This window comes from Pseudodesulfovibrio sp. lm2024, assembly GCF_051175575.1.
GTDB classification, from domain to species: Bacteria; Desulfobacterota; Desulfovibrionia; order Desulfovibrionales; family Desulfovibrionaceae; genus Pseudodesulfovibrio; species Pseudodesulfovibrio caledoniensis.
On sequence record NZ_CP195092.1, the window covers coordinates 2,605,508 to 2,625,206 of the forward strand.

Genomic DNA, 19,699 nt, shown 5'->3' on the forward strand with positions numbered 1-19,699 from the left:
ACCATAGTCTATTGCACAGAGGCTAACAAGCCTTCGGCTCAGATTTATCTCCATCTGAATCTAAAGAATTGTTTAACCCAAATCGAACGAAGATGATCCGGTAAAGCCCGGCTCCGGGGAAAAACGGTCACCGGGTCTTTGCGGTCCCCACTCCACTCCCGAGCTTTCATTGAGAGTATAGGGCCGGTATCTGATACTTTCCGGGACCTAATCCGACGGCTTCTCGACCCGTGGCTTTGCCTGCCAACGCTTTTCCAATTCATTCAAGTGGTTGCTGTGTGTCAGAATCACGATCTCGTCGCCGACTTGCAGTACCGTCTCCTCATTTGCATGGGCAAATTTATCTTCACGATAATAACAAATGACGCGGGCATCCTCAGGCAGTTTCAGCTTTTCGACGACAACGGCTTCTTCTTCCGTGGCCGTGAACATGAAAAATCGGGCCTCGTCCTTGAGAACCGCCGACAACTCAACACTTTCGCTGCCGCCGACCATGTCCTCCAGGTAACGGCTGATGGTTCGAGACGGAATTATCGTGTCCTTCAACCCCAACTCCTGGCAGATGTCCTCAAGTTGTTCATCCCGGATACTCGTCACTACTCGCTTGAATTTCAGTGAACGACCGACAAGGCTGGCAATGACGTTTGCTTGATCGCTATCGGTCAAGCAAAACAGGATGTCGGTCTGTTCCGGATTCACCTCACGCAGGATATCGGGGCGGCTGCCATCACCTAACAGAAAGCTGCAATCCATCTCTTCAGACAAATCGTCAATTTTTGTTTTGTCAGTCTCAATGATGATGACTTCGTGGCCCTTCTCGATGAGCGCCTTTGCTGTTCCGATGCTGACGTCACCGGCTCCAATAAATACAGTTCTCATATTCCCTCCAGTCTTCTGCCAATCCATGTTCCGGGGTACAGCATTACCAGCCACGCTATGATTTCAAGTCTTCCCATCAACATATCGACGCACAAGACTCCCTTGAGCAGGGAGGGTAATGCCGCGCTTGTCAGCCCCACGGAAAGCCCTGCTGTTCCGGTTGCTGAGGCCACTTCGAACAACGAGTCGAGCGGGTCGTAACCCATTGCCACAAACAGCAACCAGGACATCGCTACGATCAAGATGAACAGCAGGATAAGGAGCAGAGCCATACGTATCTCCTTGTCCTGCAATCGGCGACCGGCAAGCCTCGGTTCGATAATGGTGTGTTTCGTCAGGCCGGTTCGAAGGAGAAGCAATCGAAATACACTCACCACAATCAGCAAGCGGAGCAGCTTGAATCCGCCGGAGGTCGACCCTACACCGCCGCCGACGAGCATGGAGAAAATCAAGATTAGCTTCGATCCCGGGTCAAGCTGTTCACATGGCATCGAGGAAAACCCTGCAGTTGTCTGTGCGGAAAAAGCGAGCAGAGGCGCATGCCGGAATACCTCTGACCAATCCATGCCAGCGTTCAGCCGCATGGTAGCGCCCACCATCAGCGAAGCCATTATGGGAATCAGTACAAGGAGTTTGAATTGCAGATAATCCACGGGCACATGTCGTTTTCTCGTTGCCATTCGGTAATAGAGTGCCAATGGAGTCGCTCCGGCAAGGCAGAGCAGGGTGATCCATACCTGTGGAAGCCAGCCGAAGGTCGCAAGACTGCCGTCATATGGGGCAAAGCCTCCGGTTGAGACCGCCGCGAAAGTATACAGGACAGCCTTCCAAAAACCGATTCCAACCATCAGTGATCCGATGATACCCAACGCGGTTAACGCTCCATAGATTTTCAGGATTCGTTGCGCGTAGGCCCGAGTGCCACCGACCAAATCATCAGTTTCGGCCTCTGTAACAGCCAACCCTTTCGCCACCAGACCCGACTGCATAATGAGCGCTAAAGAGAGGACGACAACACCCAGCCCGCCATACCATTGCATCCAGGCACGGGCGAAAAGAAACGTCTTTGATGCCCCGGCGAGCGTGGCCTTCGTGCTCAGACCCGTAGTCGTCACACCTGAAATGGCTTCAAAGAGGGCATCCAGAAATCCGAACCCCGCGCCCATCATCGGGTAGGACATCACGAGCGGAGTGAAGAGAAACATGAGCGCGACCACAACCATGCCTTCATTGGCCTGGATTCGGGATGGAGCCCGCAGCCGGACCTGACCGATCCCAAGGGCTGCAAGCCCGCCGATCACAAGGACATACCGCAGGCTGATGGACGTCTCTCCAAAGTACAGCGAGACCGCCAACGGCACCAACGACAGCGTCGCAAGCACAAGACATAGTTGACCGAAATATTTGAAGACCACACGAAACCGCACGGCATATCTCAGTCCTGTTGCCTGGTTAGCCATAAGAGAATCCTCTCTCCGCGGTGATTGTGATCAGTGGCGTTATTATACCGCTCCTTTCAATTTAATCAAAGAATAGTCGCGATATTCATCTGTTATTACATCCCTGAGCCTCCTAGCTGCCTGTTTCCCAGCTCAAACAGCCCCACTTTCAGCAGATTGAGTTATCTGGCCGTTGAAAAAGTCATAACAAGCAGACCGTTCAAAAATGGTGAGGTGCTAGGCGTGGAAAAAAGTTTAAGGCCGAAGAGTAATTCCGGTACGTGAGGGGTTGAAGTTTTTTAAGCAACGACGCAGATCGTCGTTTTTCAACAGCCTGTTATCAGAAGCGTCACGGCAAGCCTCCCCCTTCTAATAGAACCGGGTAATAGGGGTGAAGTGGATCCCCCCGTGAGAATCGTAATGGAGTGGGGTTTGAGAATGGACAGCAGATCATCGAGGCCCTCCAGCCCGTGCGGCTGAACTCGGCGCTTGAGCTCGTAAAACTGGCAACGGTGCAGGTCTCGCCGCATGCACGTCTCGCTGACATTGCCCTGGCTCTAGGCCAATTCTATGACGCTCAGCCTCTGCTTGGCAACTTTCTTCTGCTGCCTTCATCGGGGGCCTCCCTTGTGGACGGAGCCCCCCGATTCGTGTCCAAAGACGAGACTGGTGAGACTCCTCATTTCTTCCGTGACAAGAAGTCCTCGATCAGGGAAGGGAATTCCCGCGTATTGATGGGTTTGGCGATGTAGCCGTCAAAACCCATCTGGAGCAGCCTTTCCTGATCGCCCTTCATGGCGAAGGAGGTCAGTGCAAGGACCTGCAGAGTCTTTGTACGCGGATTATTCCTCAAAACACTTAACGCCTTTTCGCCGTCCAGCACAGACATTTGAATATCCATGAGAACGAGGTCCGGCATGCTTTCCTGTGCCATGCGTATTCCGGTCATGCCGTCCGGGGCTTCGAGAATGTCGTGCCCATTGTAGCTCAGGATGTCCTTCACCAAAAGCCGATTGTCGGCATTGTCCTCAACAAGCAGAATCTTGGCCATAATAATCAATCCTCACTGCTGATTACAGCGTCAGTCAGGCATTCTCCCGCCTAGACGGGATGCGAAACGAGAACGTGCTGCCCTTGCCGAGTTCGCTGGCGACCTTGATGTGGCCGCCGTGGGCCTGTACCAGCCGCTTGGTCAGCACCAGCCCAAGGCCGGTGCCCTGGTGCTTCTTTTCCAACGGCGACTCAAGTTGCGTGAACTCGCAAAACAATTTTGAAATGTCGGCCTCGGAAATGCCGATGCCGGAATCCTGGACCTCGACCTCCAGCCACCCCGCTTTGGACTGATAAGGCCTGACGTGCAGGGCAACAGAGCCTCCGTCGGCTGTGAATTTCAAGGCATTGGAAAGCAGGTTGAACAGAATTTGCTTGAGCTTGTGCTCATCTGCCTCCATATCATTCGGCGTCTCTGGTGCAACATCCAGGCTGAACTGTATGCTATGTTTGAGAGCCTTCTCGCTCAACATGGACATGCTGTGCGACAGGACATCCTGCAGGCTGAACTCGCTCGGCTCCAGCTCCATCTTCCCGGCCTCGATCTTGGCCAGATCCAAGATGTCGTCAATGAGCACAAGCAGGTGTTGTCCGGCCTTGCGGATGGTTTCCACGTACTTGAGTTGTTTGGAGCCAAGCTCGCCGTAGAGCTGGTCCTGGAGCACCTCGGCAAAACCGATAATTGAATTGAGCGGAGTCCTGAGCTCATGGGACATGTTGGCGAGAAACTCGGACTTGGCTCTGCTGGACGCTTCCGACGCCTTCATGAGTGACTGCTGAAGCTGTTCCGCCTTTTTGCGCTCACCAATGTCGCGCGCATCGGCGAACACTCCCTGCGGCCTCCTATCCCGATCGTAGAAGATGGTAGCATTGATCGACACCTCGGTCTTCCTGCCTTCCAGGTCGAGCACGGTGAGCTCGTAATTGGTGATGCTTCCTTCGGCCAGAACCTTGTTGATGGCAGCATCGGCCAGTGCTGGATCGGTGAAGTAGCTCCTGAACGGCGCGCCGATCAACTCGTCGCGGGTGCGGCCTGTGATCTCTCCCATCTGCTTGTTGACGTCGGTGACGATGCCTTGCGGGTCTGTGGCCATGAGCCCGTCGATATTGGATTCGATGAGCGAACGTGTGTAGAATTGCTGGTCGCGCAGTTTCTGATCCAGTTTCGTCCGCTCATTTTCGATTTGCTTGCGCGAAGTGTTGTCGGTGCAGATCAACAGGTAGCCGATGATGCCCCTCTGGACATCGCGCAACGCGGTAACCGACACCACGGCCGGGAACCGGCTGCCGTCCTTACGGATGTATGTCAGTTCGTAGATATCCTCGATACCGCGCGAGGCTTTGAACACCAAGGCTTCGAAGCCGGGAGAGATCGGCGTGTCGAGCTCCATGGAGAGCGACTCGGCGCGCGCTATTAATTCCTTCGGATCGGAAATTTCGGCAGGAGTGATCTTGGCCACCACCTCTGCGGCGGTATAGCCCAGCATGCGTTCGGCACCGACATTGAAGATTTGGATGACACCCTTGGCGTCGGTGGCGATGCTGGAGAAATTGACGCTGTTGAAAATGGCGTCCTGCAAAGTCTTTGCCGTAAGAATGGCTTCCTGCTGCTGGTCTTCGGAAAGGACGTCTGGCTTGCAGGATCCATCTTTAATTGTTGATAACTTGCTATTTGTATTGGACATGTGCCGCTCCACTGGGGTCGTGCTAAACGTGCTTTATCAGGACGGGTGCGGTGCTTGTCTTCAAAGGATTATTACACATTGAATTATGCAACCACCTGCACTTTATCATAAAAATCGTCACTTAGGCTGTTGAAAGTATCGTCAAATCGCGACGCAATTGACGCAAAGGCCGCGAGCAGGGTTGGACTGAAGTGCTTGGGCTGGGTCCTGCCATCGCCCTTTGTCAGTATTTGCACCGTGGTCGCGTGGTCAAAGGCTGCCTTGTAGACTCTGGCATTGCGCAGAGCGTCATACTGGTCGGCCAGCTTGGTGATGTGACCGGCCAGGGGAATGGCATCACCAACGAGGGCGTTCGGATAGCCTGTGCCGTCCCAGTTCTCGTGGTGAGTGAGAGCGATGGTCTTGGCCATGCGCAGCCGAGGGTGGCCTCCCAGGATCATGGCTCCATACTGTGTGTGCTTCTTCATGAACGAGAACTCGGCCTTGTTGAGTGGTTCCGGCTTGATCAGGATGTTCAGGGGCACATGGAGCTTGCCCACATCGTGGGTCAGGGCGTGCACCTTGATGTCGCGACAGAACGCTTCTGACTGCTTGAGCTCCGTGGCCAGGATCGAAGCATAAGTACCAACCCGCAGAATGTGGTTGCCAGTGTCCTCGTCGTTGGCCTCAGAGGCCCGAGCCAGGGCATGCAAGCTGTAGGTGAATCCCCCCTCAATCTCATGGATATTCTCCAGTGTCGATTTGACGAACAGTGTGTGCATGACCAGTGTGTTCAGGACATCGGCGTCGTGTCTCGTGATCTCCCGGCTATAGTTCATGGTGAAGATGCACAGGCTGGAGCTCAGGTAACATAAAAGATTGTCCACAAGTATGGAGGACATCCGCAGCTGGTTGACAAGATTTTTCATCTTCGAGTTATTATTCAGATTCTCTGCGTCGTAGGAAACGATCCTGGCCTTGTTGTCCGGCGGAAGATGGAGATGAATCTGGAGGTCCATGTCAAGTGGGATGCTCTTGATGCCCGCAGGCTCGTTTTCAAAACGTGTCCACTCCCAGCCATCCTGCTCAAGCGGTATTCCGACAACGCACATGCCCGGGTGGCCGTCACCAGAACCCGGGCCGGGCATGACCTGCTTGATGATCTTGTCGATGGCGAAGCCAAGGTTGAACTGCCCGCTCTCAAAGCTCTTCACCGCCATTTTACCGAAGGTCGTGAGTTTGTTGATGTCGTCGTAGGCGCGGGCGAGATTGACGTTCAATTCCCTCACCTTCAGAAGCATCTTGATCCTGGCCAGCACTTCGGTCTGGTCAAAGGGCTTGGAGATGAAGTCCTCGGCTCCGGCTTCAATGCTTTTGATCCGGTCGTCCTTTGATTTCAGAGAGGTGATCATAACCACGGGGATGAGCATGAACCGCTTATCAGCCTTGATGGTTCGGCACACGTTGTAGCCGTCGAGCCCGGGCATCATGACATCGAGAAGCACCAAGTCTACCGGGTGTTTTGCCAATAGCTCCAGCGCCTTGTGTCCGCTTTCGCACAGAAGCACATCATACCCTCTGGGCGAGAGAGTGGCGTCGAGGAGATCAAGGTTCATGTCCTCGTCATCAACGCATAAAATTAGCTTTTTGGTGCGCATGATACCCTGCCCAATTAGTTGACCAAGAGGCTGACCGGTTGTTTTTCCTGACCAGCAAAAACGTAGGGACCCGGCATGATGACAATGAGGGAAAAAGCTTGTGACGTCCGTGCGCTGTCGCACATAGGTCTTGCCGTATTTGTGCCGTGGCGGAGCGCAAGGAAGTGATTATCGCCGTATTTTAAACCCCTTGTTCATATATCAGCATCAGGACGTCAAAAAGAAATATTTCAGTGCATAGCCGTTGTGGGCGCGGTATCGGCGGGAATCCGGGAACACCTTCCTAGTCTTCCTGATATCTCCCTCGGCTTTGCCGGGAGTGTTATGGCTATGTTGGTTTTATAGTCGCTCAGATTAGATAAAGAAATGCCCCTACGTGCACTATCGCACAGACCGATTCCTGCCATCGAGGTATATCTCGTATCGTGAAGGTCTCACCCCAACAACAGGGAGGTCAAAACATGCTTGAGATTATCGCGATAGTATTGCTGGTCCTTTGGGCGCTCGGTCTGATTTCCTCCTATACCATAGGCGGGTTTATCCACATTTTGTTGGTTGTGGCCGTGATCATGATCCTGATCCGCCTGGTCCGTGGGCGTCGGCCGTAATTGTTTTGAATCCAAGGCAGTCCGACTGCCCGTGCGGAAACACTCCGCCATAACATCCTTAACCCTGTGACAATGAAACAACAGGAGCAATATTATGTCATATGGCGCAATATCATTGCTGATCATCATCCTGATGATTCTCAGCACCATACCGGCCTGGTCGTTCATCATGGGAATACTCTAGCGCATCAATTTCCCGTCAACGTCCACTGTGGCTTGGCAATGACCAAGCATGGCGCGCGAACACCTTGTACAACAACCTACGAAGCACACCCTCCCCCTTTGAAGCAATCGGTTGCACGGGAGATTTGCCTTCGTCAGACCTCTGGAGAGTATCGTCATGACAAAACGTAACCGCATTATCACCTTCATTCTTGTAGCCCTGATGGCCCTTACCCTGGGTTGCGCCTCCACACGGACGCACGAAGGGACGGGAGAGTATGTTGATGACAGCGTCATCACCACCAAGGTCAAGGCCATGATCTTTGATGAGCCGACCCTGAAGTCCAGCGAGATCAACGTGGAAACCTTCAAGGGTGTGGTCCAGCTCAGCGGCTTCGTCAGTTCCCAGGCCAACATCGACAAGGCCGTGGAAGTAGCTCGCAAGGTTAATGGTGTGAAGTCAGTCGATCAGAAAATGCGGGTCAAATAACGAAGGCCTGCATGCACGGCGGTCATGTTGCGGTGGCGGAATTCCAATCCGCTCCGCACCGTAACCACACATCCAATCTCCCACAGGAGGGATACTATGATCGACAAGGTTTCTTCCGGCAATACACTGGATTCTTTGATGAATACATTGGGCAGCAAGGACGGCATGGCCCGCAAAAGCGCTCGGGAATCGCTGGTAGCCATGGGCGCGCCTGCCGTCCCCTCTCTCATGAAGGCTCTGCAGGACTCCCCTTCAGACAAGGTTCGCTGGGAAGCTGCAAAGTCCCTCGGCGTCATGGGCGACAGACGGGCCATCCCCACCCTGGTGAAGGCGCTTCGCGGCGACGATGATGACGTGGTCTGGCTGGCCGCCGAGGGCTTGAAAACCTTCGGTATGGCGGCCTGGCCGGAGCTACTGGGCGCGCTGGTCGAAGAGGGCATAGAGTCGGTGGCTCTGCGCAAGGGCGCGCACCACGTCTTTCTCAATCAGCAAGAAAGCGGCTACGACGACCTGCTTGTGCCCCTTATGTCGGCCCTGGAATTGATAGCGCTGCCTGAGTCCGCGTCCCTGCTTGCGCAGAAGCTCCTGGCCCGTATGAGCGAGAATTCCTGGAGTGCTGGCTAGCATAAACCCGGCACATGAACCGGAGACGGGTTCGCGTTCCTCAACTTTTCTGTGTTCCGGCGGTCTTGATATATATCGTATCAAATAAACGTATCTACCTGGCTTTTTAACCGTAAGGGGAATTTCAAATGAAAAAAGCATTATATCTGTTGAGCCTGACTCTAGTCCTTTCGTTCGCTATCCTGGGGACTGCCACCGTGTACGCCGCATCGACGGACACGCGCATCGAGTCCGCCGCCAAGGATTCCTATGTGTTCAAAACCTACCTCAAGGACGACAACGTCAAGGTGACGTCCAAGGACGGCGCCGTGACGCTGACCGGGACCGTTGCCGAGGAATCCCACCGCTCCCTGGCCAATGACACCGTTGCAGGCCTGCCCGGTGTGAAAAGCGTGGATAACCAGCTGACCATGAAGGGCAAGCCCCCTGCTCCCGGTTCGGACGCGTGGCTCATCACCAAGGTCAAGTTCAACCTTCTGTTCAGTAAGAACGTGAATGCCGTCGGGACCAACGTCACCAGCGAAAAGGGCGTCGTCACCCTGCGCGGCGAGGCCGAGAGCCTGGCCCAGAAGGACCTGACCACCGAGTATGCCGGCGACGTCGATGGCGTCAAAAGGGTCATCAACGAGATGACTGTGCCCGGTGAAGCCAAGAAAACGTCCAAGGCCGCCGACAAGATGGAAGCCGTCGGCGACTCCGTTGACGACGCGTCCATCACCGCCATGGTCAAGGGCACCCTGTTGTACCATCGCTCGACCAGCGCCCTGAACACCAGCGTCACGACCAAGGACGGCATCGTCACCCTGAGCGGCACGGCCAAGAATGGTGCCGAAAAGAACCTGGCCGAAAAGTACGTGAGCGAAGTGCATGGCGTGAAGGGTGTGGTCAACAACATCAAGATCAGCTGAAAAGCCCAAGAGAAAGAGAATCAGGAGCAGGCCGAACGGCAGCCCACCGACCCTTCCCCCAACGGGGCGGCGTCGCAAGATAACGGGTGGATGGTCATGTTGCTCCAGATTCTCATGGGTTCGGCCGGTAAAGGCGGTGGAGTTTAGATCGGGATGACGCCCGAGCACTCCACCGCCCCGTTCCCGCCAACACTTTAACAAAGGAGAGATCATGTCTCTTGGATTGATAGTCCTCATCATTTTGGTGCTTGCATTGTTGGGAATCATCCCTGTCTGGCCGCACAGCCGCTCCTGGGGCTATTGGCCCAGCAGCGGGCTGGGGCTCATCGCGATCATCCTCGTCGTCCTGCTGCTGACCGGCAGATTGTAGACGGCGCCATCATCTTTAATCGACGGGAGAAAATCATGAAACCGAGTACGAAAGATAAAGTTGAAGGCAAGCTGCACCAGGCTTCCGGCAAGGTGAAGGAAGTCATCGGCAAGGCCATCGACAACCACGAGATGCAGATCAAGGGCAAGGCGGAGAAGCTTGCCGGAAAGATTCAGGCCGGAGTGGGCGAGGTCGAAGAGACCGCGGGCAACTAGGATAAACTCCGCTAGTGGAATTTGATCAGGGGCCGGGATGGAAATGCTCTGTCATTTCACCCAGGGGTCTCGGCTTTCCCCTCTGTCTTCCGCGCCGGTGCTTGTGTCGGTTGAGAACATGAAAAAATATATCGGTCCCTGCCAGGATCGGTCGTAATCATTCAAACTAGGAGAAGTCTATGTCTTCCGAAAAAGGTGAAATCTATAAATGTAACGTCTGTGGTGCAGAGATTAAAGTGAAGGAAGGCGGCGAAGGCGATCTCGTCTGCTGTGATCAACCCATGGAGAAACAATAACCGCTCAATTATCAGCCAATAAAAAAGGGGCTCGTGACCTGGCACAGCCCCTTTTCTGACAAGCAGCATGATTCAGGTCTTTGTGACCCGCAAACGGATGAAACAGGGCATGGACGGGACCTCGGCGTCCAGTGTGGGCCTGGGTACGATCTTCGGCTTCAATTTCCAGTTCGTGCAGCTTTGCCGCCCTATCCACCGCGCGTTCACTCTTTGCGAAGGGTGCTGGTCTGGTGCCCGCCCTAGCGTTCATACCGGCCTCCACTCATCTGGTTGTGGAACTCGGTATCATCAGTCTTTTCCTTTCCTGGCAGTTCGTGGTCGGTGATTATATCGGCGGCGTCCTGCTCATCCTGTTTATGAAGATTGTGGTACGTTGACCCTGCCGAAAGGATTCGAGGAGCAGTGGGACTACTCCTATGGCTACAGGTCGGCATCCGGCGGTTGTTCGGGCCTTCCCCCATTCATGAAAGACTCTGCCGCCGGCGTGCTTGCCCCTGAAACCGGCACCCGCACCTCGGCCCAGTGCTCCTTGCGATCATCCGTCAGGGGAATGCAGCCATCCTGCTGCTGGATGCGGTCCAGGCTCACGCTCAACTCTCCCTTCTCTTCCAAGACCTGCACAACCTGGATGTGGAATACCGTTTCCCGATAGCGGTAATGCAGAGTGAACCCCTTCCAATCGGGCGGTAAACAGGGAGAAAAATGCAGTCGGTCCACCTCAAGGCTGAGGCCGAGAAGCGATTCCAGCATCAACCGATACATCCAGGCCGCAGAGCCGGTGTACCAAGTCCACCCGCCCCGACCGACATGGGGGGATACCGCGTAGACATCCGCCGCCATGACGTAGGGTTCGACCTTGTAAACCGATGCCTGTTTGGCCGTGAGTGCATGGTTCAAGGGGTTGATGATGCCGAACAAATCCCAGGCACGACGATTGTCGCCCAGCCGCGCAAAGGCCATGGCCGCCCAGATGGCTGCGTGCGTGTACTGGCCGCCGTTTTCCCGTAACCCCGGAGCATAGCCTTTAATGTAGCCGGGATTGAGCGGGGAGGTGTCGAAAGGAGGATCCAGCAACTGCACCAGCCCTTGCTCGCGGCGGACCAGGTGCTGGTCCACAGCCTCCATGGCCTGATGTGAACGTTCCGACTCTCCGGCCCCGGAGAGCACTGACCAGCTTTGGGCAATGGAGTCGATCCGGCACTCGGGGTTCGTCGAGGAACCGAGCGGCGCGCCATCGTCGAAGTAGGCGCGGCGATACCACTCGCCGTCCCAGCCATTGGCCTCGATACTGCCGCGCAGTCCCGCGGCCTCGGTGTCGCAGCGTTCGGCAAAGGGGGCGTCGCCATGGGAACGGGCAATTGCGGCAAACTCGTTGAGTACGTCGAAAAGGAAGAAGCCCAACCACACGCTCTCGCCCCTGCCGTTCCGGCCCACAAGGTCCATACCGTCGTTCCAATCGCCTGACCCCATGAGCGGCAGGCCGTGTACGCCGTAGCGAAGGCCGTGTTCGATGGCCCTGGTGCAATGCCCGTACAGGCTGGCCATCTCTTCGGATTGTCCCGGCAGGTCATAGTAGGAGTCCTCGTCCGCTTTCAGCCTCCGGCCTTGCAGGAAACCCACGGGTTCGTGCAGCACGCCGGTGTCTCCGGTGGCGCGCACATAGCGGGTCACGGCGTACGGCAGCCAGAGATAGTCGTCGGAGCAATTGGTGCGCACGCCCCGGCCCGTCGGAGGATGCCACCAGTGCTGCACGTCCCCTTCCTCGAACTGACGGCTGGCGCAGCGCAGCAAATGCTCGCGCACGAGCTCCGGCCGGGCGTGAATGAGGGCCATGACATCCTGCAACTGATCGCGAAAACCGAACGCGCCGCCGGACTGATAGGTTGCGCAACGCGCCCAGAGGCGACAGGACAGGGTCTGATACAGGATCCAACCGTTTGCCAATATATTGAACGCATGGTCCGGGGTCTCAACATGCACTGCCCCCAGGGTGTGCGTCCAGTGCTGCCAGACCTTGTCCAGGGCCATGCGCGCGGCGGTCGGTCCACGGTAGCGCTCGACCAGGCTCCTGGCGTCGGCGACGTCGCGCCCCATGCCGAGCCGGAAGACGATCTCTCGCTCCTGCCCGGCCTCCAGGTCAAAAGCCACTTGAATGGCCGCACAGGGATCAAGGGCGGCTCCCACCCTGCCGGAAAGCCGGGTACGCGTCATGGCGGCAGGGGCCTCCAACGTGCCCCCCCGGCCTATGAATTCCGCACGGTCGCCGCTCACGGTGCGTGTGGTTTCGTCAACATCGAAGAAGGCCGTCCGGCCGCTGAATTCGGTGTTGTAGGCGTTGCGGGCAAAAAGCGCCCCGCTGTTCAGATCGATTTCAGTGACCACGTGTTCGGCGGCCTTGCTGCGCAAATCTCCCAGCACCCATTCGGCATAGCCGGTGGCCGAAAGCCTGCGCGCTCTGTCCGACTCGTTGCGGACTTTCAGCACAGCGAATTTGACGGCGTCATCAAGAGCCACGTAGACCCACAGTTCACTAACGACACCGCGCTCGGTGTGCTCGAAGACACTGTATCCGAAGCCGTGACGGGTGACGTAGGACGTGGTCCCGCGGCAGGGCAACGGCGTGGGCGACCAGAAATGGCCCCGCTCCTCGTCACGGATATAAAAGGCCTCCCCCCGCGAATCGCTGACCGGATCGTTGCTCCAAGGGGTCAGGCGAAATTCATGGGCGTTCTCGCTCCAGGTGCAGCCCATGCCGCTTTCGGAGATAACGGTACCGAAATCCGAGTTGGCCAGCACGTTGATCCATGGTGTGGGCGTCCGTTGTCCGTGGGCCGTGGTGATGACGTATTCCCTGCCGTCCGTGGTAAAGCCGCCCAGGCCGTTGGAGAAGCTCAGGTCCTCTCGCGGCAGCGGCGCAACGGCGGGGAGCGCTGCACGCAGGGGGCGTGTCGGGACGAGTCGAGGCATTGTTATTCCCGCCAGGCTGTGACCACCGATTTGTTCAGCCAAGGTCCCCCGGGCGTCGGAGAGGGCGACTCGGGCCACGGCCTTGAACAGGATACGATCCTCCTCCGCTATGCGGTCCGCGGGCCGGACGAATATTCCCCCGGGCCGGTCCGTCTGGTTTGCCGTGGGGCCTCCGGCGATGAGCCCCATGATCTGGTCGTGGAGAATCTGCCGGTATCCGGCATGGTCCTCATTCCAGATCACCAGATCCACCGCCAGTCCCTTGAGCTGCCAATAGGCGTGGGCCTGCACCAGTTGGCGCACCAACTCGATGTTGGCCGCGTCCTCGATCTGCAACAGCACGATGGGCAGGTCCCCGGAAATGGAGTAGCCCCAGAGTCCGGACTGCCCACGGGTATTTTTGATGAGTACTTCCGCTTCGACCCGGAGCGCGGAATTGGCGTACAGGATCGAACCGGCCAGCCTCCCATAGAGCTGCGCCTCGGCCTCCGTGGCATTCAACTGGCGCAGCTGGACCTGGCTGTGGGTCCAGGCCAGGTCGAAAACGCGGTCGGCCATGCGCGGGTCCTGGTATTTCTCCATCAGGCCAAGGGCCCCTTGGCGGGTTTCCGAAATGCCGAAGATCATATCGACGATCACGGACTCGCCCGGATCGAGGGTGACGCGTTGACGGATGGCGGCAATGGGGTCAAGCACCGTCCCTTCACTGTTCGAGAGCGAGTCCGCGTACCCGTCGTCATCCGCTTGCAGCGCCAGGGGGGCGGCGGTGGTATTGCCGCGGCCGATGAAGCGCATGCGGTCGGTCTCGCAGGAGGCGCCCGTGTCTCCGGGGCCGCGCACGGCCATCATGTGCAGCATGAACGGCGGATTCTCGTCCTGCGAACGGGGCCTGCGGGTACAGAGGATGGCCCGGTTCCCGGGGATGATTTCGGTCTGCGCGAAGAGACTGCTGAAGCCCGGATGCAGGGCGTCCGACGCCTGCGGCGCCAGAACCACTTCCGTGTAGCTGGTCACGTCGATGGCCCGGCGCGTGCGGGCGCGGTTGGTGATGCGCAGGCGGCGCAACTCGATGTCGTCCTCGGGTGAGACGGCGATCTCGGTATGCGCGTCATAGTTCTGCTCGCGGCACTGGAATTCGGCCTTGCCTTCAGAGAAGATCGCCCCGAAATGCTTCGAGCGCCTGAGCGTCGGCTGATGGGTGGTGGCCCAGTATTCACGACTGTCCACGTCGCGCAGGTAGCAGAATGTCCCCCAGTTGTCGCGGGTGGGGTCCTCGCGCCAGCGGGTCACGGCGATGTCACCCCAGCGGCTGTAACCACCGCCGGCGTTGGTGATCATGACATGGTAACGGCCGTTGGAGAGCAGTTGCACCTCCGGGCTCGGCGTGTCGGGAGTGTCGTAGACACGCATGGGCGTGGCTGCGGCCCCGGCCGCATGGTGATGCTCGGCAAGTTCCGTGGTGTGGGCGAAAAAAGCCGCCGATTGGGGGATGCGCTCCTGAAGCAGAGGAAGTGTGGCCAGGAACCGGACGTCGGATTCGAAACGCCGCTGCATCGGACCCTCAAGCAGTGCCCCGGCCAGGGCCAGGAGAGTCATGCCCTGGTGGTGGGCCATGAAGGACCGAACCATGGCGCTTTTCTGGCCGCGCGGCAGACGGGACGGTGTGTAGTCGACAGCCTCGTACAGGCCATAACGGGCTTCGAGCCCCTCTTTCGCCAGGCGCTCCAGATTCTTGCAGGCCTTCTCCGGGGCAACAAGAAGCGCCAGAGCCGTGGCATAAGGCGCGATGACAAGATCTTCGGCCAGGCCGCGCTTGAGCCCCAGGCCGGGCACGCCAAAAGCGCGGTACTGGTAGTTCCGGTGCGCGTCTATGGCGTAGTAGCCGCATTCGGAAATTCCCCAGGGTACACCGTTTTTCCGGCCATAGTCGATCTGCCGGGCCACTGCCGCCTTGCAGGTCTGGTCAAGCAGCGTGTTCGCATAACTGGGCATGACCAGGTTGGGCATCAGGTATTCGAACATGGAACCGCTCCAGGAGAGCAGAATCGGCTCTCCTCCGGCGGAGGTCAGCAACCGCCCGAAGGCGAACCAACTCTCCTGCGGCAACTGCCCCTGGGCGATGGCCACAAAGGTGGCGAGCCGCGCCTCCGAGGCCAGCAGATCGTAGAAGCTCTGGTCCCTGCGACGTTCGTCCACATTGTAGCCGATGGCCAGCAGGTGCCGCGTCTTGTCATACAGAAATCCGTATTCCATCCGGGCCAGGGCATCACAATGCCGGGCGAGCGCGTTCAGGCGTCCCATTCTGGATTTGGCCTGCCGGCAGGCAGCACTGATCATGTCCCCCATTTCCGCTGTCTGCGCCGCTGTTGCGGCGGACCCGAACCGGGTTTCCAGCACAGCCAACCCACCCAACGTCGGAATCTCGTCCAGAAAAGCCAATTCTTCGGGGAATTCGCGGGAAGACGCCGCCCACGGGGTCAGCAGGTCCAGTTCGGCCAGGGCGTCCCCGCATTGCCCGGCAAAGGCCTGGAGCCACCAGCGGAACGAGTTGTCGGGGGCGGCGGTCTGGAAATCCCGGCTGTCGGTCACTGCCGCCACCGATATCTTCAGTCTTTCGAGGCACAACCGCGTGGCGCTCAAGGTGACGGGCGGATTGAGCGCGGCCTCGGTCACATCCCGGCGCAGTGCGTCCATCCGGGACGCGACAGCGGTTGGCAGGTCGCCAGACAGGTCGTCCTGGGCGATATCCAGGATGTCGCCCAGGCTTTCAAACAGCCGGGGAGAAAGGATATGGTCCTCGGTCAGTGCGAAAAGCCCCGCCCGCAGGGTCAGGAGATGCCCTGCCAGATTCCCGGAATCGACGGAGGAGATATAGCGCGGCGCAAGCGGCTGCAAGGTGCGGGTGTCGTACCAGTTGAAGAAATGGCCCTCGTGCCGGTCCATCCGCTCCATGCTTTCCAGAGCCCGCGAGGTCCGCTCCATCACCCGTCCGCAAGAGATGAAGCCGAAATCGAACGCGGAAAGATTCGCCAGGAGGGCCAGACCCATGTTAGTGGGCGAGGTGCGGTGCGCGATGACGGCTTCGGGCCGTTCCTGGAAGTTGTCCGGCGGCAGGTAGTTGTCCTCCGGGCCGACAAAGGTCTCGAAGAAACGCCAGGTCTTGCGGGCTATTCCGCGCAGGAACAGGGCCTGGCCTTCCGTGAGCCGTTCCTGGCGGCGGGTAAGCGGAAGACCGAGCCACCAGGCCAGGACCGGGGAGAGAAACCAGAGGCTCAACACCGGCCCGGCCGCAAGCAACGCAGGCGGGTTGGCCGCACCAAGGGCGAAGGCCGTGGCCATGGCGAGGAACGGTCCAAACCACATGTTCCCGTACGAGCCAACGAGGTCCATGCGGTTCTTGCTCCCCTCCCCGCCCGACGGCTCCCATTCAAGGAGTCCCCGATGCGTGATAAGCATCCGCCAGATGGTGCCTGCCACGGCTTTCAGGCTGTAGAAGGCCTCATGGGGCAGGCAGACCAGGGCAAAAAATGCCTGGGCGAAATGTTTGGGCAGCAGCTCCATTGCGGTGACGAGGTGCTGCCCCAGGGACAGGTTCACGGGTTTTTGCAGCGCGTTCAACACCGCAGCGATGACCGACGGCAGCAGAATGATGCCGCTCACGGCCAGGGTCCAGAACCAGGCGGAAGCCGGAACAGTCCATCCCGCCAACAGGAGCAGGATCAGCGCAAGGGCGGTCAGACTGCGCCGCAGGTTGTCCAGGATCTTCCACCGCGACAGGAGCGAGAGCGGGTTTTTCCGGCACGAGCCGTCGGCGCCGGGAACGCCGGGCAACAGCCACCGTGCGATCTGCCAATCGCCGCGAATCCAGCGCGTTCTGCGTTTCACATCCTCGGCGTAGCTGGAGGGATAATCCTCGAACAACTGCACGTCGCTCAGAAGTCCGGCCCGGGCATAGCAACCCTCCAGGAGATCATGGCTCAAGATGCGGTTTTCCGGAAAACACGCGCCAAGGATGCGCTCGAAGGCCTCGACCTCGTAGATGCCTTTGCCGATGAACGAGCCTTCGCCGAACAGGTCCTGGTATACGTCGGAGACCGCCCGGGTGTATGGGTCGATGCCGACTTCGCTGGCGCACATGCGCGCATATCGGGACCGGTTGGTTCCGGACAGGCTGGTGGTCACGCGCGGTTGGAGAATCCCGTAGCCGCCGACCACCCGCCGGGCATGCGCGTCGTAGCGGGGACGGTTCAGCGGATGGGCCATGGCCCCCACCAATTGCCGGGCGCAATCGCGGGGCAGCTGCGTGTCGGTGTCCAGGGTGATGACGTATTTCGCCCCGCGCAGCACGCTTGCGTCGCCAACAATGAGGGAAAAGGGCGCTGACAGGCCGTCGCGCAACAGGCCGTTCAAACACGCCAGCTTGCCACGCTTGCGCTCATAGCCCATCCAGATCCGCTCCTGGGAGTTGAAGCGGCGCGGCCGGTGGAACAGGTAAAAGGTGTCGCCTGTCGCGCTCGGGTACCGCCTGTTCAGCCCCTCTATGCACTGGCGGGCCAGAAGCAGCAGGGAAGCATCGTCGGGCAGTGTCTCCTGGGCCGCATCGCTGAAATCCGTAAGCAATCCGAAATGCAGGTATTTGTCTCTATTGGCCAGAAAACGGACTTCCAGGGCCTTGGCCAGGCCTTCGATGGCCGGGGCGTTGGTAATCATGGTCGGAATGACGACCAGGGCACGCTGGTCCTGCGGAATGCCCTTGGAGAAATCCAGGCGCGGCAAGACGTGCGGCGTGGTCAGCAGGGTTGCCACCCAGTTCGCCAGGGCCACCGCCAAATGGCTGGTGCATGCGAGCAGGAGCAGGCACATCAGAGCCAGCCCATACCCGTGCAGGCCATCGGCCTGCGCCCTGACCGCCAAACCTCCGGCGAAGAGCATCGACAAGAGCGGGATGCCGCCGCCATAAAGCAGCAGGGGGAACCGGCCGCCCGGCACGCACAGGCGCTCGGCAAACGAGTTGTGCGCTTGCGCAGATTGAGCAAGTCGGCCAAAGCCCTTGTCGATGAGATAGTATCCGACATGGGCTGTGAGAGAGTCTTCGCCATGAACAGTTGCGCCCTCCCGGGCCAAGTGGATGGCCCTGTGCGCGACCTCAACCTCTGAAAAAGGGCTCCTCCTGGCCATCCGCTCCACCACATGGCGATAGCGATCACGCGTGGCAAAATCCATGGCGCCATATGCCTTGGCAGGATCCTCGCCCAAAGCCTTCTCGACAAGACTCGTGGACTCGACGAATTCGCTCCAGTCCATTACGCCGAGGAAGCGCAGGCTGCCGATGCTGTTGCTCATAGAGGCCTGGTCGGCGGATTGTTGCTGGTTTTCCAGGTACACCAACTGCTCGATGGTCAGGCCGGTTCCGGACAACTGCTGCTCGATCCAGGTCAACGGCAGGGCCAGGGCCGGGCCCTTGCCGTGCAGACGGCGCGAAAGTTCGGCCACGAACGAACTCGCCAGGGGCGGATTGGAACGGGCCATGTCGGCTATGGTCAGGATCAGGTCCTGCGGTTGTTTGGCGGCAACTCTAGTCATCTGGTCGGCCCAGAATTCGGCGCGGTTGCGGTCAGCTCTATGGCGGGCGATGCGGACGGCCACCCGGCGCAGATTCTCGATGAGCGCCAGGCGCAGCATGATCGGAATGGCCCAGAGTTCGCCCAAGTTCAGAGGGACCACGGACTGATAGGCCACCACGATACTTCTCAGGCTCTCCGGGGCCACCTGTCCGTCACTGTGGGAAATGCTTTCCAGGGCGAGGTCGTACACCCTCGGGAGGCCCGCCGAAGAGCCGCCGGCCAGGCGCGGAAGCTCCCGGCTGTAGCCCTTGGGAAGGTGAAGCCCGGCGGTGCGGATCTGTTCCTCTATCACATAAAAATTGTCCAGCAGCCATTCCCCGGCAGGGGAAATCCGGCGGCCCATCTTCACGTCCTCGGTGAGTTGCGTATGGACATCGAACAGCACGGCCCGGTTTTCAGCCAGTCGCGCAAGCAGACGGTCCCTGGAGCGCCTTGCCGTCAGCTTGTGCGACTCCGCAAGAATCTTGCCGTGCTGCCCCATCTGATCGGCGTTGAACAGTGTCGAGCGCAGGGACGGCTCCTCTTCCACCCTCTTCGTGTCCCAGACTGATTCGCGCAGGCGAGACCAGACTTCGGAAAGCCTGTCGCCCATGTCCTTGTGGCTCATGCCCATATCGATATCTCCTGCCGCCGAAACAGTGGCGGGGTCGTACGGATTGAAACAGGGCTCGCCGGTGGGAGGGCCTGCGAAACCGCTTTCACGGACTGATCAATTTTCGGTGAAGGTTCGGTACGGACATGGAAG

The 19,699-nt window shown here is 58.5% G+C and carries 14 protein-coding genes; 8 read left to right on the top strand and 6 right to left on the bottom strand.

Annotation, left to right across the window (positions count from 1 at the left end):
• Positions 1-207: 207 nt before the first annotated feature.
• From ACR42D_RS12460 to ACR42D_RS12480, 5 genes are all read right to left on the bottom strand, one after another.
• On the bottom strand, positions 208-879 hold the full coding sequence (locus ACR42D_RS12460) for a potassium channel family protein (RefSeq protein WP_484567115.1): 672 nt from the start codon (positions 877-879) through the stop codon (positions 208-210).
• On the bottom strand, positions 876-2,339 hold the full coding sequence (locus ACR42D_RS12465; RefSeq protein ID WP_484567116.1) for a TrkH family potassium uptake protein: 1,464 nt from the start codon (positions 2,337-2,339) through the stop codon (positions 876-878). Before ACR42D_RS12465 ends, ACR42D_RS12460 begins: the two co-directional genes overlap by 4 nt.
• A 658-nt stretch (positions 2,340-2,997) precedes the next feature.
• Positions 2,998-3,369, bottom strand: coding sequence for a response regulator (locus ACR42D_RS12470; RefSeq protein WP_484567117.1), 372 nt, complete (start codon positions 3,367-3,369; stop codon positions 2,998-3,000).
• 34 nt (positions 3,370-3,403) lie between these two features.
• Complete coding sequence (locus ACR42D_RS12475; RefSeq protein WP_484567118.1) at positions 3,404-5,053, bottom strand: PAS domain-containing sensor histidine kinase; 1,650 nt, start codon at positions 5,051-5,053, stop codon at positions 3,404-3,406.
• 83 nt (positions 5,054-5,136) lie between these two features.
• Entirely contained in the window at positions 5,137-6,690 is a 1,554-nt protein-coding gene (locus ACR42D_RS12480) for a response regulator (RefSeq protein ID WP_484567119.1), read from the bottom strand.
• Positions 6,691-7,151: 461 nt separating this feature from the next.
• Between ACR42D_RS12480 and ACR42D_RS12485 the strand changes: the two genes are divergently transcribed.
• The 8 genes from ACR42D_RS12485 to ACR42D_RS12520 all read left to right on the top strand — a co-directional run bounded on the left by ACR42D_RS12485 (position 7,152) and on the right by ACR42D_RS12520 (position 10,740).
• Positions 7,152-7,298 (top strand): lmo0937 family membrane protein, encoded by a 147-nt coding sequence (locus tag ACR42D_RS12485; RefSeq protein WP_484567120.1) that lies wholly within the window; start codon positions 7,152-7,154, stop codon positions 7,296-7,298.
• A gap of 340 nt (positions 7,299-7,638) precedes the next feature.
• A complete protein-coding gene (locus ACR42D_RS12490) occupies positions 7,639-7,950 on the top strand; it encodes a BON domain-containing protein (protein WP_484567121.1) in 312 nt (103 codons plus the stop codon).
• A 96-nt stretch (positions 7,951-8,046) separates the two neighbouring features.
• Positions 8,047-8,574 carry a HEAT repeat domain-containing protein gene (locus ACR42D_RS12495; RefSeq protein WP_484567122.1) on the top strand — a complete coding sequence of 176 codons (528 nt, stop codon included), beginning with the start codon at positions 8,047-8,049 and terminating at the stop codon, positions 8,572-8,574.
• 128 nt (positions 8,575-8,702) lie between these two features.
• Positions 8,703-9,482, top strand: coding sequence for a BON domain-containing protein (locus ACR42D_RS12500; protein WP_484567123.1), 780 nt, complete (start codon positions 8,703-8,705; stop codon positions 9,480-9,482).
• Between the two features lie 211 nt (positions 9,483-9,693).
• Entirely contained in the window at positions 9,694-9,852 is a 159-nt protein-coding gene (locus ACR42D_RS12505; RefSeq protein WP_484567124.1) for a DUF3309 family protein, read from the top strand.
• 35 nt (positions 9,853-9,887) lie between these two features.
• Complete coding sequence (locus ACR42D_RS12510) at positions 9,888-10,067, top strand: CsbD family protein (RefSeq protein ID WP_484567125.1); 180 nt, start codon at positions 9,888-9,890, stop codon at positions 10,065-10,067.
• A gap of 179 nt (positions 10,068-10,246) precedes the next feature.
• The gene (locus ACR42D_RS12515) at positions 10,247-10,363 is read left to right on the top strand and encodes a desulfoferrodoxin FeS4 iron-binding domain-containing protein (RefSeq protein ID WP_484567126.1); all 117 of its coding nucleotides are present in this window, start codon (positions 10,247-10,249) and stop codon (positions 10,361-10,363) included.
• Between the two features lie 131 nt (positions 10,364-10,494).
• Positions 10,495-10,740: a permease gene (locus ACR42D_RS12520; protein WP_484567127.1), complete on the top strand. Its 246-nt coding sequence runs from the start codon at positions 10,495-10,497 to the stop codon at positions 10,738-10,740.
• A 43-nt stretch (positions 10,741-10,783) separates the two neighbouring features.
• Here the strand turns inward: ACR42D_RS12520 and ACR42D_RS12525 are convergent, their stop codons facing one another.
• Positions 10,784-19,567 (bottom strand): glycoside hydrolase family 94 protein, encoded by an 8,784-nt coding sequence (locus ACR42D_RS12525; protein ID WP_484567128.1) that lies wholly within the window; start codon positions 19,565-19,567, stop codon positions 10,784-10,786.
• Positions 19,568-19,699 lie beyond the last annotated feature (132 nt).